Annotated in this window: 18 protein-coding genes and 1 pseudogene; 12 read left to right on the forward strand and 7 right to left on the reverse strand. The window is 72.3% G+C overall.

Features of this window, described 5'->3' with window-relative positions:
* Positions 1-56 precede the first annotated feature (56 nt).
* On the forward strand, positions 57-1,655 hold the full coding sequence (locus C1703_RS26720) for a Na+/H+ antiporter (protein ID WP_114255236.1): 1,599 nt from the start codon (positions 57-59) through the stop codon (positions 1,653-1,655).
* A 14-nt stretch (positions 1,656-1,669) separates the two neighbouring features.
* Here the strand turns inward: C1703_RS26720 and C1703_RS26725 are convergent, their stop codons facing one another.
* Positions 1,670-2,578, reverse strand: a complete 909-nt coding sequence (locus tag C1703_RS26725) for a pyridoxal-phosphate dependent enzyme (protein ID WP_114255237.1) — start codon at positions 2,576-2,578, stop codon at positions 1,670-1,672.
* Between the two features lie 10 nt (positions 2,579-2,588).
* Positions 2,589-3,041 carry a DUF6010 family protein gene (locus C1703_RS26730; RefSeq protein ID WP_114255238.1) on the reverse strand — a complete coding sequence of 151 codons (453 nt, stop codon included), beginning with the start codon at positions 3,039-3,041 and terminating at the stop codon, positions 2,589-2,591.
* Between the two features lie 289 nt (positions 3,042-3,330).
* Here C1703_RS26730 and C1703_RS26735 point away from each other — a divergent pair, with 289 nt between their 5' ends.
* The 7 genes from C1703_RS26735 (at position 3,331) to C1703_RS26765 (ending at position 9,355) form a co-directional block, all read left to right on the forward strand.
* On the forward strand, positions 3,331-4,737 hold the full coding sequence (locus tag C1703_RS26735; RefSeq protein ID WP_114255239.1) for a family 2B encapsulin nanocompartment shell protein: 1,407 nt from the start codon (positions 3,331-3,333) through the stop codon (positions 4,735-4,737).
* Between the two features lie 111 nt (positions 4,738-4,848).
* A complete protein-coding gene (locus C1703_RS26740; protein ID WP_232840600.1) occupies positions 4,849-6,024 on the forward strand; it encodes a family 2 encapsulin nanocompartment cargo protein polyprenyl transferase in 1,176 nt (391 codons plus the stop codon).
* 292 nt (positions 6,025-6,316) lie between these two features.
* A complete protein-coding gene (locus C1703_RS26745; RefSeq protein WP_114255240.1) occupies positions 6,317-6,928 on the forward strand; it encodes a GNAT family N-acetyltransferase in 612 nt (203 codons plus the stop codon).
* 171 nt (positions 6,929-7,099) lie between these two features.
* Positions 7,100-7,372: a hypothetical protein gene (locus C1703_RS26750; protein ID WP_114255241.1), complete on the forward strand. Its 273-nt coding sequence runs from the start codon at positions 7,100-7,102 to the stop codon at positions 7,370-7,372.
* 85 nt (positions 7,373-7,457) lie between these two features.
* Positions 7,458-7,871: a YciI family protein gene (locus C1703_RS26755; protein WP_114255242.1), complete on the forward strand. Its 414-nt coding sequence runs from the start codon at positions 7,458-7,460 to the stop codon at positions 7,869-7,871.
* Between the two features lie 22 nt (positions 7,872-7,893).
* A complete protein-coding gene (locus C1703_RS26760) occupies positions 7,894-9,114 on the forward strand; it encodes a sigma-70 family RNA polymerase sigma factor (protein WP_114255243.1) in 1,221 nt (406 codons plus the stop codon).
* 10 nt (positions 9,115-9,124) lie between these two features.
* Positions 9,125-9,355, forward strand: coding sequence for a hypothetical protein (locus C1703_RS26765; RefSeq protein ID WP_157993168.1), 231 nt, complete (start codon positions 9,125-9,127; stop codon positions 9,353-9,355).
* Here the strand turns inward: C1703_RS26765 and C1703_RS26770 are convergent.
* Positions 9,352-10,086: a VOC family protein gene (locus tag C1703_RS26770; protein WP_114255245.1), complete on the reverse strand. Its 735-nt coding sequence runs from the start codon at positions 10,084-10,086 to the stop codon at positions 9,352-9,354. The two genes, C1703_RS26765 and C1703_RS26770, sit on opposite strands and share 4 nt — an antisense overlap.
* A 105-nt stretch (positions 10,087-10,191) precedes the next feature.
* Between C1703_RS26770 and C1703_RS26775 the strand changes: the two genes are divergently transcribed.
* Entirely contained in the window at positions 10,192-11,346 is a 1,155-nt protein-coding gene (locus tag C1703_RS26775; protein WP_114255246.1) for an inorganic phosphate transporter, read from the forward strand.
* Positions 11,347-11,362: 16 nt separating this feature from the next.
* A complete protein-coding gene (locus C1703_RS26780; RefSeq protein ID WP_114255247.1) occupies positions 11,363-11,596 on the forward strand; it encodes a hypothetical protein in 234 nt (77 codons plus the stop codon).
* 59 nt (positions 11,597-11,655) lie between these two features.
* On the opposite strand, the gene sodN is transcribed toward C1703_RS26780, so the two are convergent.
* Positions 11,656-12,051 (reverse strand): superoxide dismutase, Ni, encoded by a 396-nt coding sequence (sodN, locus tag C1703_RS26785; protein ID WP_003992892.1) that lies wholly within the window; start codon positions 12,049-12,051, stop codon positions 11,656-11,658.
* Positions 12,052-12,196: 145 nt separating this feature from the next.
* Between sodN and sodX the strand changes: the two are divergent.
* Positions 12,197-12,496: pseudogene (gene sodX / locus C1703_RS40190) on the forward strand (nickel-type superoxide dismutase maturation protease); the annotation flags it as partial.
* 17 nt (positions 12,497-12,513) lie between these two features.
* On the opposite strand, the gene C1703_RS26795 reads toward sodX, so the two are convergent.
* The gene (locus tag C1703_RS26795) at positions 12,514-13,173 is read right to left on the reverse strand and encodes a CGNR zinc finger domain-containing protein (protein ID WP_114255249.1); all 660 of its coding nucleotides are present in this window, start codon (positions 13,171-13,173) and stop codon (positions 12,514-12,516) included.
* 89 nt (positions 13,174-13,262) lie between these two features.
* Between C1703_RS26795 and C1703_RS26800 the strand changes: the two genes are divergently transcribed.
* On the forward strand, positions 13,263-14,036 hold the full coding sequence (locus C1703_RS26800; RefSeq protein WP_114255250.1) for a class I SAM-dependent methyltransferase: 774 nt from the start codon (positions 13,263-13,265) through the stop codon (positions 14,034-14,036).
* Positions 14,037-14,101: 65 nt separating this feature from the next.
* Here the strand turns inward: C1703_RS26800 and C1703_RS26805 are convergent, their stop codons facing one another.
* A complete protein-coding gene (locus C1703_RS26805) occupies positions 14,102-14,863 on the reverse strand; it encodes an amino acid ABC transporter ATP-binding protein (protein WP_114255251.1) in 762 nt (253 codons plus the stop codon).
* Entirely contained in the window at positions 14,860-15,801 is a 942-nt protein-coding gene (locus C1703_RS26810) for an amino acid ABC transporter permease (RefSeq protein ID WP_114255252.1), read from the reverse strand. The genes C1703_RS26805 and C1703_RS26810 overlap by 4 nt, the downstream gene beginning before the upstream one ends.
* Positions 15,802-15,822: the final 21 nt, after the last annotated feature.

Consider the following 15,822-nt stretch of genomic DNA (forward strand, 5'->3'; position numbering starts at 1 on the left):
CAGGTTACGACGGGCGAGCGGAAGACCGCGTCGAAAAAAGAGGGTGGGCGAGAACGATGGACGTGATGCCACTGTTGCTGCTGGTGGCGGGCAGCGCCGCGATCGCCGCCGCCGCGCGGCGCACGCCGGTGCCGGCGCCGCTGCTGCTGGTGGCGGCGGGGCTGGTGGTCAGCTACGTCCCCGGGGTGCCCGACTACACCCTCGACCCGCACATCGTCCTGCCGCTCATCCTGCCCCCGCTGCTGCACACGGCCGCCACCGACAGCTCGTACCTCGACCTGCGGGCGCAGCTGCGGCCCGTCGCGATGCTGTCCGTCGGGTACGTGCTGTTCGCGACCTTCGTCGTCGGCTGGGCCCTGTACCTGATCGTGCCGGACCTGCCGCTGACGGCGGCCCTGGTGTTCGGCGCGGTGGTGGCGCCGCCGGACGCGGTCGCGGCCACGGCCGTGGCCCGCCGGGTCGGGCTGCCGGCGCGGATCACCACGATCCTCCAGGGCGAGTCCCTGCTGAACGACGCCACCGCGATCACCGCCTACCGCGTCGCCCTGGCCGCCGCCGTCGGCGAGGGCGCGACCTGGGCCGGGGGCATCGGCGAGTTCCTGCTCGCGGCGGTCGGCGGCGTCCTGGTCGGACTGGTGCTGATGGTGCCGATCCACTGGCTGCGCACGCACGTGAAGGAGGCCCTGCCGCAGAACACGCTCTCCCTGCTGATCCCGTTCGTCGCGTACGCCGCCGCCGAGCAGGTGCACGCCTCCGGGGTCCTCGCGGTCGTGGTCGTCGCGCTCTTCCTGGGACACCGCGCGTGGGAGGTCGACTTCGCCACGCGTCTGCAGGAGGAGGCGGTGTGGAAGATGGTCGCGTTCGTGCTGGAGTCGGCGGTGTTCGCGCTGATCGGCCTCCAGCTGCCCGTGGTGCTCCGGGGGCTGGGGGAGTACGAGGGCGTCGAGGCCGCCTGGTACGCCGTCGCCGTCTTCCTGGTGGTCGTCGCGGCCCGGTTCGTGTGGGTGTACCCGGCGGCTTTCCTGCCGCGGCTGCTGTCGGCCCGGGTCCGGGAACGTGAGGAGCGCCTCTCCTGGAAGGGGCCGTTCGTCATCGCGTGGGCCGGGATGCGCGGCGTGGTCTCGCTGGCCATCGCCTTCTCCATCCCGCTCACCATGCACGACGGCGAGGAGCCCTTCCCGCACCGCAACCTCATCCTGTTCCTGACCTTCACGACGGTCATCGGGACCCTGGTCGTGCAGGGACTGACCCTGCCCCCGCTGATCCGCCTGCTGAAGTTCCCCGGGCGGGACGCGCAGGCCGAGACGCTCGCCGAGGCCAACGCCCAGGCGCAGGCCTCCCGGGCCGCCGAGCGGCGCCTGGACGAACTCCTCTCCGACGAGCGCAACGCCCTGCCCGCCCCGCTCGCCGACCGGCTGCGCACCGTCCTGGAGCGCCGCCGCAACGCCGTCTGGGAGCGGCTCGGGCAGGCCAACCCGGTCACCGGGGAGTCCGTCGACGACACCTACCGGCGGCTGTCGCGGGAGATGATCAGCGCCGAGCGCGAGGTGTTCGTCAAGCTCCGGGACGCCCGGTACATCGACGACGAGATGCTGCGGACCCTGCTGCGCAGGCTGGACCTGGAGGAGGCGGCGGCCTTCCGGGAGGCGGCGTAGCTACGGGCCGGGTGTTACGGGAAGGGGCGGCCGGTGACCACGGCCGCCACGGTCGTCCCGCGCGGGAAGGCGCCCTCCTCGGCCAGGGCGACGAGCCCGTACAGCAGCTTGGCGACGTACAGGCGCTCGACGGGCAGGCCGTGCCGGTGCTCGAAGTCCGCCGCGAAGGCCTCCAACTCCGCGGGCACGCGCGCGTAGCCGCCGAAATGGAAGCGGTCGTCCAGGCTCCAGGCACCGCGCGGCCCGCCGAAGGCCTGCCGCTGCAGCGTCTGCGTGTCGGCGGTCAGGAAGCCGCCCTTGAGGACCGGCACCCCCAGGGCACGCTGCCCGGGGGCGAGACCGGCGGCCAGGCCCGCCAGCGTGCCGCCGGTGCCGCAGGCCACGGCGACCACCTCGGCCCGGCCGCGCAGCTCGGCACCGAGCGCCCGGCAGCCGCGCACGGCCTCGGCGTTGCTGCCGCCCTCGGGGACGACGTACGCCTCTTCGGCGTCCGCCGCGCGCAGGATCCCGGCCAGGGTCCGCGGCTCGGACTTGCGGCGGTAGGTCGTCCTGTCGACGAAGTGCAGCCGCATGCCGTCGGCCGCGCAGCGGGCCAGCGACGGGTTGAGGGGCCGGCCGGCCAGCTCGTCGCCGCGGACGACACCGACCGTGGGGATGCCGAGCAGTCGGCCGGCCGCGGCCGTGGCGCGCAGGTGGTTGGACCAGGCGCCGCCGAAGGTGACGACGGTACGGCCGGCCGCCGCCGCGAGGTTCGGTGCCAGCTTGCGCCACTTGTTGCCGATCAGCTCCGGGTGGATCAGGTCGTCCCGCTTCAGCAGCAGCCGGACGCCCCGGCGATCGAACCGGCCGTCCACGACCTCCCGCACCGGCGAGGGCAGCCGGGGGCGCAGTGCGTCGAGGCCGGGAGGGCCGGGGCTGGTCACGCGGCCATTGTCACCCGTGGGTGGGGGACGGGGCCCCGCGGCTGACGTCCGGGCCGGGCTCCGGCGGCCCCTGCCTGCGCCGGTCGCGCACGAGTGCGAGGAGAGAGGGCCCTCCCCGCAGGCACCACAGCGCGATCACCGGGTCGCAGATCGCGCAGCCCAGGGAGGAGGTGTGGGCGAACGGGATGATCGGGTTGCCCTTGATGTGGTGGACGACGTCCCAGGCGGTGTGCAGCAGCCAGCCGACGCCGATCCAGGTCCACGACTCCAGGCCCCGGAAGGCCACGTAGGTGACGAGCGCGGTGAAGGCGAACTCCCAGCCGCCCAGGCCGCCGCCGCTGAGGTACGCGGCACCGGCACCCGCGACCATCAACGCGTTCAGGCGCCGCCGGTGGGGCTCCCGGACGAAGGACATCAACAAGGCGTAGAGGACGCCGACGCCGATCGGCGCGATGTACTGCATGGAGGGGCCCGTTTCTGGAATCGGTGGCGGGAACGGACCACCACGCTAGATCCGGCCCCGGACGCGCCCCAGAGGCATAACCGACAGGTTCCCACCGGTTGTCGCCAGCCGTTCCGGGCCCGGCCGCGGCGCCGTCGAACGCCGGAACGGGCCCCCTGCCCACTTGTACGAAGATCCATTCCCGCTCTTTCGGGTAATAGCACAGCGGCGCCGGGTGGGGAAGGCTTGGGCGTGCACGTCGATGCCCGAGGCATATGGGCGTCGATCACAACCGGGAGGGCAGTTCTCTATGTCGGTAGGCGAAGAGGTCCGCACGGAGGAGACCAAGCCGCAGCAGAGTCTCGGCACGGCGGCCGCGCGGAACCTGGCCACCACGACCAAGTCCGTGCCGCAGATGCAGGAGATCAGCTCTCGCTGGCTGCTGCGCATGCTGCCCTGGGTGGACATCCAGGGTGGTACATACCGGGTGAACCGGCGACTGACGTTCGCCGTGGGCGACGGCCGGATGACGTTCGTGAAGACCGGCGACCGGGTCGAGATCATCCCCGCGGAGCTGGGCGAACTGCCCGCGCTGCGGTCGTACGAGGACGAGGAGGTGCTCTCCGAGATCGCCCGCCGCTGCGAACAGCGGGAGATCCAGGCGGGCGAGGTGATCGCCTCCTTCGGCAGCCAGTCCGACGAGGTGTACCTGCTCGCACACGGCAGGGTGGAGAAGATCGGCACGGGCCCGTACGGCGACGACGAGTCGCTCGGCGTCCTCGCCGACGGCGCCTACTTCGGCGACCAGGCCCTGCTGAACCAGGACGCCATCTGGGAGTACACCGCCCGCGCGCTCACCGCGTGCACCGTACTCGTGCTGCCCTGCCAGGAGTTCGAGCAGATCGCGGAACGCTCGGACTCGCTGCGCGAGCACCTGGAGCAGCGCCGCGCGATCCCCCAGCAGCGCTCCAACAAGTACGGCGAGAAGGAGATCGACCTCGCCGCCGGCCACTCCGGCGAGCCGGACATCCCGCACACGTTCGTCGACTACGAGGCCCGCCCCCGTGAGTACGAACTGAGCGTCGCCCAGACCGTGCTGCGCATCCACACGCGCGTGGCCGACCTCTACAACCAGCCGATGAACCAGACCGAGCAGCAGATCCGGCTGACGGTCGAGGCGCTGAAGGAGCGCCAGGAGCACGAGCTCATCAACAACCGCGACTTCGGCCTCCTGCACAACTGCGAGTACGACCAGCGGATCCAGCCGCACGACGGCGTGCCCAGCCCGGACGACCTGGACGAGCTGCTCAGCCGGCGCCGCGGCACCAAGCTGCTCCTCGCCCACCCGCGCGCGATCGCCGCGATCGGCCGCGAGCTCAACAAGCGGGGGCTGGTCCCGGAGACCATCGACATGGCCGGCAACCGCATCCCCACCTGGCGCGGCGTGCCGATCTTCCCGTGCAACAAGATCCCGGTGACGGAAGCCCGTACGACGTCGATCATCGCCATGCGTACCGGCGAGGGCGACCAGGGCGTCATCGGCCTGCGGGCCTCCGGCATCCCGGACGAGATCGAGCCGAGCCTGTCGGTGCGCTTCATGGGCATCAACGAACAGGCCATCATCAAGTACCTGGTCACGGCGTACTACTCGGCCGCGGTCCTGGTACCGGACGCGCTCGGCGTCCTGGAGAACGTCGAGATCGGCCGCTGGCGGTGACGCTTCCGGTACGGCGTCCGTGTCCCCGCCCGACAGGGCGGGTACACCCGGGGGGTACGTGCTCAGCGGCAGCGGAAGCGCCGGCTTCCGCTCGTTCTCCGAGGCGGTCCCATGGGTGAGTCCCTCACGGATGTCGAGTTCGGGACGGAGACGACGCTGCCCGTACCCGGCGGGCGGCGCGGCACCGAGCCCCGGCGTGCGGCCGGGGCACCGGAAAGGCGGGGGTCCATCGGGACACAGCAGGACGGCCGGCCGGGACCGGCCGACGGACACGAGGCGGTCGTGCTCCTGCAGCGGGCCCGTGCGGAGGTCGATCCGGTGCTGCGGGCCGCGGTCGGCTCGCTGCCCGGGTCGATGCAGCGGATCGCGCGCTACCACTTCGGCTGGGAACAGGCGGACGGCACCCCGGCCGAGGGCGGTTCGGGCAAGGCGATCCGTCCCGCGCTCGTCCTCGCCGCCGCGGCCGCCCTGGGCGGACCCGAGGCACGGGCGGGGGCGGTCCGGGCGGCCGCGGCGGTGGAGCTGGTCCACAACTTCACACTGCTGCACGACGACGTGATGGACCGGGACGCCCTCCGCCGCCACCGGCCCACCGCGTGGACGGTGTTCGGCGACGCCGACGCGATCCTCGCCGGGGACACCCTGCAGGCGCTGGCCCTGCGGCTGCTCGCCGAGGACCCGCATCCGGCGTCCCCGGCCGCCGCCGCCCGGCTCGCGGACTGCGTGGTCGAACTGTGCGCCGGACAGCACGCGGACACGGCCCTGGAGCGGCGCGGCCCCGGCGAGGTCACGCTGGACGAGGTCCTCGCCATGGCGGAGGCCAAGACCGGCGCGTTGCTGGGCAGCGCGTGCGCGATCGGCGGGCTGTACGCGGGCGCCGGGGAGGCGGACGTGGCGGCGCTGGACGCGTTCGGCCGGGAGGCCGGGCTCGCCTTCCAGCTCATCGACGACGTCATCGGCATATGGGGCGACCCGAGCCGCACCGGCAAGCCCGTCGGCGCGGACCTGGCCGCCCGCAAGAAGTCCCTGCCGGTCGTCGCGGCCTGCGCCTCCGGCACACCGGCGGCCGCCGAACTCGCCGAACTGTACGCCCGACCCCATGACAAGGAGGACCTGGACCGCATCGCCCTGGCCGTGGAGCGCGCGGGCGGACGTGACTGGGCCCAGGGCCAGGCGGCCGACCGGATGGCCCGGGCGATGCAGCAACTGGCGCGCGCCGTGCCGGACCCGGAGGCGGCGGGCGGTCTGCTGGCCCTCGCCGAGTTCGTGACGCGGCGCAGCAGTTGACGCCCGGCACGCGGCCGGTCGACAGCGGCACTCGGTGGCCCTTCGGGCGTCCGAAGGGCAGGACCCCGGAGCTCCGGGGGCTGTGCGGCTCCTGACTCCGCACGGCCGCCGGTCTCCGGCCGGCGGGTCCCGCACTTCCCCACGGGGTGCGGGGCCCGCTCTCTCCCGCACCCGGGGCGATCATCTTCGGGCGGATGTTCGACTAGATCCCGCCAAGCTTCCGTCCCGCGCTCCGGGAAAGCCCCGGGCCGCCCTACGATCAACGCCCGTCGGGCGAGCGAAGGGGCGGGACATGGGCGTGGCGATCCGGACGGCGGACGAGGGGGACCGGGACCTGGTCGTCCGGCTCCTCGACGAGGCGTTCCAGGACGACCCGGTGAGCGGCTGGGTCTTCCCCGGGGCGGAGGACCGCCGTGCCAAGCACCCCGGGCTCATGGCCGCCTTCACCGACGTGGTGCTCGCGTCGGGGCGCATCGACCTCACCGAGGACGGCTCGGCCTGCGCGCTGTGGCTGTCCGTACCGGCCGACGAGCACGGCGGCGATGCCGAGGACGACGGTCCCGCCCAGGTGCGACAGGCCGTGGATCCGGACAACGAGCGCATCGAGGCGATCGGCCGGCTGACGGCCGCGATCCACCCCTCCGGGCGCGCCCACGAGTACCTGTGGATGATCGGCGTGGCCCCGGGCCGCCAGGGCGAGGGACTCGGCACCGCGCTCATCGAGTCGGTCCTCGACCGCTGCGACCGCGAGGGACGGCCCGCGTATCTGGAGGCCAGCAACGCCCGCAGCCGCAAGCTGTACGAGCGCCTCGGCTTCGAAGCCGCCGGCCCGGTCCTCGACCTCCCCGACGGCCCGGCCATGTGGCCGATGTGGCGCGAGCCCCGCCCGCACCGGGCGCCCTGACCCGCCCGCTCGTCGACTTCCTGGCAGCACCGGCCACCCGTGCACGCCGGAAACCGGCAGCCCTGACACCGGGGGCGCAAGCAAGGCATCGGCGCGCACGCGCGGCAACGGCGTGCCGGCGCGCACGTACGGCAGGAAGCGCCGAGCCCCCGGCCGTCCTACCCTGAGGACATGGGCAGCGAAGGACATGTCTGTCCGGCCTGCGGACAGCCCGTGGAGACCGTCGTCCGGCGGCACAAGACGCTGGGCGCGTGGGTGCCGCTCTGGGTGGCGGGCCCCTGCCACAACCCCGCGTGCACGGCCTGCGACGCGCAGGACGCGGTGCGCCACACCGGTGAGGACATGGAGCGGGCCGAGGCCGCCCGGCCCGCCGGGCGCACCGCCCCGCCTGCGACGACGCCCTCCGAGGCGGCCCCGGGGGAAACCGTCGCGAGAAATCCCTGAGTCCGTGTCGAGAACACCGGCCCGGCTCCGACGTCCCCTGTGAAGAGCCGCACGGCAGGGCGGTCAGAGCCGAAGGAGCGGACTGATGAAGTACCTGGTCATGGTGCAGGGCACGCAGGCGGACTACGACGCGATGCGCGGCAAGGCGTCGGCGACCTCCCCCGCGTGGACCGAGGAAGAGGTGCAGGCCATGTTCTCCTACATGGGCGCCATCAACGACGACCTCTCCGAGACCGGTGAGTTCGTCGACGGGCAGGGCCTGGCCGAGCCGGCGCAGACCCGGCACGTCACCCTCGGCGACGACGGCAAGGCCGTCATCACCGACGGCCCGTACGGCGAGACCAAGGAGCTGCTGGCCGGCTACTGGGTCCTGGAGTGCGAGAGCCTGGAGCGGGTCACGGAGATCGCCGAGCGCGTCGCCCGCTGCCCCCAGCCGGCCGGCGCCCCCGAGTACCCCGTCGTGATCCGCCCGATCATGGACGGGTCCGGGGACATCTGACGAGCCGCCGCCGGACCCGCCGGTGCGGAGCACGCCCGAGATCGAGGACCTGCTGCGCGACAACGCGCCGCAGGTCCTCGGCGCGCTGGTCAGACGGTACGGGCACTTCGACGCCGCCGAGGACGCCGTACAGGAGGCGCTGCTCGCGGCGGCCGGGCAGTGGCCCGCGCAGGGCGTGCCCGGCAATCCGCGCGGCTGGCTGATCAAGGTCGCCTCGCGGCGGCTGACCGACGCCCTGCGCAGCGAGGAGGCCAGACGGCAGCGCGAGGAACGGGCGGCGGCGCTCACGCCCCGGGACGCGTTCACCGCCCCGCCGCCGGGGGAGCGGGCGCCCCGCGAGGACGACACCCTCTCGCTGCTCTTCCTCTGCTGCCACCCGGACCTGAGCCCACCGGCGCAGATCGCGCTCACCCTGCGCGCGGTCGGCGGTCTGACCACGGCGGAGATCGCCCGCGCGTACCTGGTCCCCGAGGCGACCATGGGCCAGCGCATCAGCCGGGCCAAGCAGAAGGTCCGGGGTGTGCGCTTCGGGCGTCCGGACCGCTGGGAGCAGCGGCTGCCGTCCGTCCTCCACACCCTCTACCTGATCTTCAACGAGGGGTACACGGCCACCTCCGGCCCCGCCCTCCAGCGCCGCGATCTCGCGGGCGAGGCCGTACGGCTGACCCGTACGGTCCACCGGCTGCTCCCCGACGACTGCGAGGTGGCCGGCCTGCTCGCGCTGATGCTGCTGACCGACGCCCGCCGCGACGCGCGCAGCGGACCGCACGGCGAGCTGATCCCCCTCGATGAGCAGGACCGCGACCGCTGGGACAGGGCGGCGATCGAGGAGGGCGTCGCGTTGGTCACCCGGGCCCTGTCCCGGGGCCGGCCGGGCCCGTACCAGCTGCGGGCCGCGATCGCGGCCGTGCACGACGAGGCGCCGTCGCCCGCGGAGACGGACTGGGCCGAGATCCTGGGCCTGTACGACGTCCTCGTCGGCCTGGTTCCCGGCCCCGTCGAACGCCTCAACCGCGCGGTCGCCGTCGCCATGGTCCGCGGCCCGCGCGCCGGCCTGGCCGAACTGGACCTGCTGCGCGGCGAGTTGAAGGACCACCGCCTGGACGCCGTACGAGCGCACCTCCTGGAACGCGCGGGCGAACCCCAAGCCGCCCGTGCCGCCTACGAGTCGGCCGCAGCCCAGACTCTCAGCCTGCCCGAGCAGCGCTATCTCCGGGCCCGGGCGGCGCGGTTGAGGCAGTAGCGTGTGCGGCATGGGCATGACGGGGGAGCGGCGGCGCAGGCTCTGGCGCCGGGCCGTGATCGTGTGGGCGGTGACCGTGGCCGTCGCGGGCGGGCTGACCCTCTGGGCGCAGGACTCGACGCAGCCGCAGGGACCGTACGTCTGGCAGCGGACGGACCCCGACGAGCCACCGGACCTGCCGCCCTGCCCGACCCCCGAGGGCGGCGGGGCGGCCCTGTGCGCGTACGCGGAGACGGACTAGAGCCGCAGCCCGCCCGTCTCCGGGTCCCGGCTCGTCAGGCAGTAGGTGCCGCCCGCCGGGTCGCGCATCACCGTCCAGTCGGAGAAGGCGGCCACGTACCCGGCCCCGAGTTCCTCGTGCCACGCGCGGGTCGCCCCGACGTCCGCGCAGGCGAGGTCGAGGTGGGCGGAGGCCGGCCGCTCCTCTTCGAGGCGTTGCAGAAGCAGCCGCACCGGCAGGCCGGGCGGTGGTCGCAGCACGTGGAACTCCGGGAGGGCACCGGGCCGCGACTCCCAGCCGGCGAGCAGCGCGCTCCAGAAAGCGACTTCGGCCTCGTACGCCGAGGGCGGGACGTCGAGGCACACCTGGTCGAGCCGGCTGCCCCGCACCACGCCCGGCCGCGACGCCTGCCCGCGCCAAGGGTCGGCACAGAACAACTGCCCGCCCGGCGACCGCAGCACGACGAGCGACCCGAGGTCCTCCACCACCCGCGCGCCGAGCCGCGCGCCCGCGTCGGCGAACTCCCGTACGTCCTCCACGCAGAAGTCCAGGTGCGCTCCGCCGGGGCCCGACGCGACCGCCTGGGCCTTCACGCAGGCGTCGGCGCCGTCCGGGAGCAGCGTGACGAACTCGGAGCGCGCGCCGCGCAGTTCGGAGAGCCGGGTCCCCGTCACCGCGGTCCAGAAGGCACAGGCCGCACCGAAGGCCTCGCGCGGCCGGTCGGCGAAGGCGTACGTCCAGCGGATCGTCATGGCCGCGATCCTATGCGGCGGCCGCCACGGCCACCCGCGTGAACCTTGACCAGCCTTTGCCTCGCCGTTCCCCGCCTATTGGCCCGGGCTTGTTTGCATTCAGGAATGGACCACATCACGTTCCTCGTGGCCGTCGTCATCGTGACGGCGCTCGCGTTCGACTTCACCAACGGATTCCACGACACGGCGAACGCGATGGCCACGTCCATCGCCACCGGCGCGCTGGCTCCCCGAACGGCGGTCCTGATCAGCGGTGTCCTCAACGTCGTCGGTGCCTTCCTGTCCACCGAGGTGGCAAGGACGATCTCGGGCGGCATCGTGGACGACACCCTCGTCACCCCGGGCATGATCTTCGCGGGGCTGGTCGGGGCGATCCTGTGGAACCTGCTGACCTGGCTCGTCGGACTGCCCTCCAGCTCCTCGCACGCCCTGTTCGGCGGGCTGATCGGGGCCGTGTGGGTCGGGGCGGGCAGCCAGGGCGTCAACTTCGGCAAGGTCGTCGAGAAGGTGCTGGTCCCGGCGGTGGCCTCGCCGCTCGTGGCCGGCATCGCCGCGCTGCTCGCCACCTACCTCGCCTACCGGCTCACCGACCGCGCCCGCAAGGAGTCCGTCACCAAGGGCTTCCGCGTCGGGCAGATCGCCTCCGCCTCACTCGTCTCGCTCGCCCACGGCACCAACGACGCGCAGAAGACCATGGGCGTCATCACCCTCACCCTGATCTCGGCCGGGGCGCTGGGCCACGACGCCGGTCCGCCGCTGTGGGTCATCGCCTCCGCGGGCCTCGCCATCGGCCTCGGCACCTACCTGGGTGGCTGGCGGATCATCCGCACCATGGGCAAGGGCCTCACCGAGATCCAGTCGCCGCAGGGCTTCGCGGCCGAGACCGCCTCCACGACCGTCATCCTGACCTCCGCCCACCTCGGCTTCGCCCTGTCCACCACGCAGGTCGCATCGGGCAGCATCCTCGGCGCGGGGCTGGGCCGCAGGCTCGCGGAGGTCCGCTGGGGCGTCGCGGGCCGGATGGCGGTCGCCTGGATGATCACCCTGCCCGCCGCCGCGCTGGTCGGCGGCCTGGCCGCCGCGGTCGTGCAGAACGGCGGCGACCTCGGGACGGCGGTCGTCGCCCTGGTCGGCGCCGCCCTCGCCGGGGGCATCGTGCTGCTCTCCCGCCGCAACCCGGTGCACGCGCACAACGTCAACGACACGCACGAGGTCACCCTCCGTACCGAGCCGCCGGCCAAGGTCGGCGCGGCCGCCTGAACGACCGGGAGTCGACATGCAACTGGACTGGACCGCACTCGGCCAGGTCACCGCGGTGAGCATCGGCGTCACCGTCGCCGTGGTCGTCGTCTTCGCCCTCGGCGTCCTCGGCCTCGCCCGGCTGGAGGGCGCCCGCGAACACCCGGGCGGCACCAGCGCCCTCGGCCTCGGCCAGGCCGCCCTGTGCTTCCTCGCCTGCGTGGCCGTGGTGGCGTACGGGATCTATCTGATCGTGCCTCAGTTCCACTGAACGCGTACGACGAAGGGGCCCGGCCGGATCGGCGGCCGGGCCCCTTCGCCGTTCGGCGATCAAGCCTTCTTGGTCTCCCAGAAGATCTTGTCGATCTGGGCGATGTAGTCCAGCGCCTTCTGGCCGGTCGCCGGGTCGGTGGAGCCCTTGGCGGCCGACAGGGCCTTCAGGGTGTCGTTGACCAGCTGGTGCAGCTCCGGGTACTTCTCGAAGTGCGGCGGCTTGAAGTAGTCGCTCCACAGCACCGAGACGTGGTGCTTCGCGAGCTCGGCACGCTGCTCCTTGATGACGGTGGCGCGGGCCTGGAAGTGCGGGTCGTCGTTTCCGGCCATCTTCTCCTGGACGGCCTTGACCGACTCCGCCTCGATGCGGGCCTGGGCGGGGTCGTAGACACCGCAGGGAAGGTCGCAGTGTGCGCTGACCTTGACCTTGGGGGCAAACAGGCGGGAAAGCATGGAGCATTCCTTCCTCGTGATCGTCTTCTCACAGGGGACATTACTCCTTGGGGGAAGGCTTTTCGCGAGTGCCCCCATGGGCTTAGGACAAAAGTCCGGGGTGAGACTGAGACTGGTGGAGGAAGAACCGGGGAGGTGCCGGGTGATGCCGGAGCTGTCGCAGGAGTCCGAGCGGGGAGGGCAGGCCGCGCCGTTCGGGGTGGCCGAGGTGACCGGGCCGTCCATGGTGCCCACCTTGTACCACGGGGACCGGCTGCTGGTGCATTACGGGGCCCGGATCAGGCCCGGTGACGTCGTCGTGCTGCGGCACCCCTTCCAGCAGGACCTGCTGGTCGTCAAGCGGGCCGTCCAACGGCGCGAGAACGGTTGGTGGGTGCTCGGCGACAACGCGTACGCCGGCGGCGACAGCACCGACTACGGCGTCGTGCCCGACGACCTCGTGCTGGGGCGGGTCCGCTTCCGCTACCGGCCGCTCGGGTCCGGCCGGCGTTCGCCCTGGGCGCTGCTCGGCTGGGCGCTGTCGGCCGCCAGGCCGGTCTTCTCGGGCAGGTCGGGCCGGGCCGCCTCCAGGCGTTTGCGGGCCCGGTAGGCCGCGACGTTGGCGCGGGTGGCGCAGCGGTCGGAGCAGTAGCGCCGGGAGCGGTTGGTGGAGGTGTCGAGGTAGGCGTTGCGGCAGGGCGCGGCCTCGCACAGGCCGAGGCGGTCCACGCCGTACTCGGTGAGGTGGAACGCCAGGCCCATCGCCGCGATCGCCGCGTAGCCCGCGGTCGCGTTGGACGGGTGGTCCGCCAGGTGCATGTGCCACAGGGGGCGGCCGTCGTCGTCGCGGAAGTCGTGCCCGGAGATCTGCGGGCTCACCGGGAACTCCAGCAGTAGTGAGTTCAGCAGGTCCACGGCGAGCTGCTCGTCGCCGCCGTCGGCCGCCTCGAAGACCGCGCGCAGCCGGGCCCGGACCGAGCGGAAGCGGGTCACGTCCGCGTCCGTGGCGCGGCGCGCGGCCGACTGCTGGCCGCCGAACAGATCACGGACGGCCTCGACCGACGTCAGGGTGTCCTTGCCCCGGGCCGGCTCCTCGGTGTTGACGAGGCGCACGGCATAGTCCGAGTAATAGGCCAGTTCCACTTGTAGTCCTTACGGAGGGGCTTTATTGTCGTGAGCGCGCACTTGTAACAGCTGATGGTGCTTCCAGGGTATTACGAGGGAGGGGCTCGATGACGGACGCGGACACCACCACCACCGCCACCGCCGACTGGCAGGCCTGGCAGAAGAGCTGGGACCGGCAGCAGGAGTGGTACCTGCCCGACCGCGAGGAGCGGTTCACGATCATGCTCGACATGGTCGAGGCCGTCGTGGGCACCGCCCCGCGCGTGCTCGACCTCGCCTGCGGCACCGGCAGCATCACCGCCCGGCTGCTCGACCGGTTCCCGGACGCCACCAGCACCGGCGTCGACCTCGACCCGGCGCTCCTCGCCATCGCCGAGGGCACCTTCGCGGGCGACGACCGGGTCACCCTGGTCACCGCCGACCTCAAGGACCCCGACTGGCCCGCGAAGCTGCCGCACGACTCGTACGACGCCGTCCTGACCGCGACGGCCCTGCACTGGCTGCACCAGGAACCCCTCGCGGACCTCTACGGCCAGGTCGCGGGACTCGTCCGCGACGGCGGTGTCTTCATGAACGCGGACCACATGATCGACGACACGACGCCCCGGATCAACGCCGCCGAGCGCGCGCAGCGCCACGCCCGCATGGAACAGGCCAGGGAATCCGGCGTCCTCGGCTGGACCGAGTGGTGGCAGCTGGCCGCCAAGGACCCGGTCCTCGCCGAGCCCACGGCCCGGCGCTACGAGATCTACGGCGACCACGCGGACGGTGACATGCCGTCGGTGGCGTGGCACGCGCGCGTACTGCGCGAAAAGGGGTTCGGCGAGGCCAGGCCGGTGTGGTGCTCGCCCTCGGACACCCTGCTGCTCGCCCTGAAGTAGACCGCGCGACGGACGCGAAGGGGGCGGTACGGAGATCCCGTACCGCCCCCTGGCCGTGCGTACCGTCAGAGCACCTTGGACAGGAACGACTTCGTCCGCTCGTGCTGCGGGTTGGTCAGCACCTCGCGCGGGTGGCCGGATTCGACCACCACACCGCCGTCCATGAAGACCAGGCTGTCGCCCACCTCGCGGGCGAAGCCCATCTCGTGGGTGACGACGATCATCGTCATGCCGGACTCGGCGAGGTCGCGCATCACGTCCAGGACGTCACCGACCAGCTCCGGGTCGAGCGCCGAGGTCGGCTCGTCGAACAGCATCAGCTTCGGGTCCATGGCGAGGGCCCGGGCGATGGCGACGCGCTGCTGCTGGCCGCCGGAGAGCTGCGAGGGGTAGTTGCCCGCCTTGTCGGCCAGGCCCACCCGGTCCAGCAGCTCCAGGGCGCGCAGCCGGGCCTGGCTCTTGTTCACGCCCTTGACCTGGACCGGCGCCTCCATGACGTTCTCCACGGCCGTCATGTGCGGGAACAGGTTGAAGCGCTGGAAGACCATGCCGATGTCCCGGCGCTTGCGGGCGACCTCGCTGTCCTTCAGCTCGTAGAGCTTGTCGCCCTTCTGCCGGTAGCCGACCAGCTCGCCGTCGACGTACAGGCGGCCCGCGTTGATCTTCTCCAGGTGGTTGATGCACCGCAGGAAGGTCGACTTGCCGGAACCGGACGGTCCGATGAGGCAGAACACCTCGCCGGACTTCACCTCCAGGTCGATGCCCTTGAGGACCTCGACGGGGCCGAAGGACTTGTGGACGCCCTCGGCCTTCACCATGGCGGTCATGCGGTGCCTCCCGTCGTCGACGAGCGGTTGGACAGGGACAGCACGTTCGCCTTGATCTTCTGGAACGGCGTGGCCGGCAGCGAGCGGCTGGAGCCACGCGCGTAGTACCGCTCCAGGTAGTACTGGCCGACGCTGAAGACCGAGGTCAGCAGCAGGTACCAGGCAGCCGCCAGGAACAGCATCTCGGCGGGGGCGCCGGAGGTCTGGCCGATGTCCTGGGCGGCGCGCAGCAGCTCGGGGTACTGGACGACCGAGACCAGCGAGGTCGTCTTCAGCATGTTGATGACCTCGTTGCCCGTCGGCGGCACGATCACGCGCATCGCCTGCGGGATGACGATCCGGCGCAGCGTCCTGGTGTGGCTCATGCCCAGCGCGTGCGACGCCTCGGTCTGGCCCTCGTCGACCGAGAGCAGGCCTGCCCGGCAGATCTCCGCCATGTAGGCCGCCTCGTTGAGGCCGAGGCCCAGCAGCGCCGTCAGGAACGGGGTCATGAAGTCCGACCACTCGTCCTTGTAGAACGGCCCGAGGTTGATGTATTCGAAGACCAGGCCCAGGTTGAACCAGACGATCAGCTGGACCAGGACCGGGGTGCCGCGGAAAAACCAGATGTAGAACCACGCGATCGACGAGGTCACCGGGTTCTTCGACAGGCGCATCACGGCGAGCAGGACACCGCCGACGATGCCGATCGCCATGGACAGGACGGTCAGCAGGAGCGTCTTGCCGACGCCGTCCAGGATGCGGTCGTCGAAGAAGTAGTCCGGGATCGCGTCCCAGTTGATCTTGCCCTGGGAGAACGCGTAGACGATGCCGCCCAGCAGGGCGAGGGCGACGACGGCGGAGACGTACCGTCCGTAGTGCCGGACCGGGATGGCCTTGATGGCCTCCGGGCCGGACGGGGGCGTGTCCGCCGCCGTCTTGTCGATGTCAACAGTCACGGGTGTTGCCTTTCAGTGCCG

The organism is Streptomyces sp. Go-475 (assembly GCF_003330845.1).
In the GTDB taxonomy this organism is placed as follows: Bacteria; Actinomycetota; Actinomycetes; order Streptomycetales; family Streptomycetaceae; genus Streptomyces.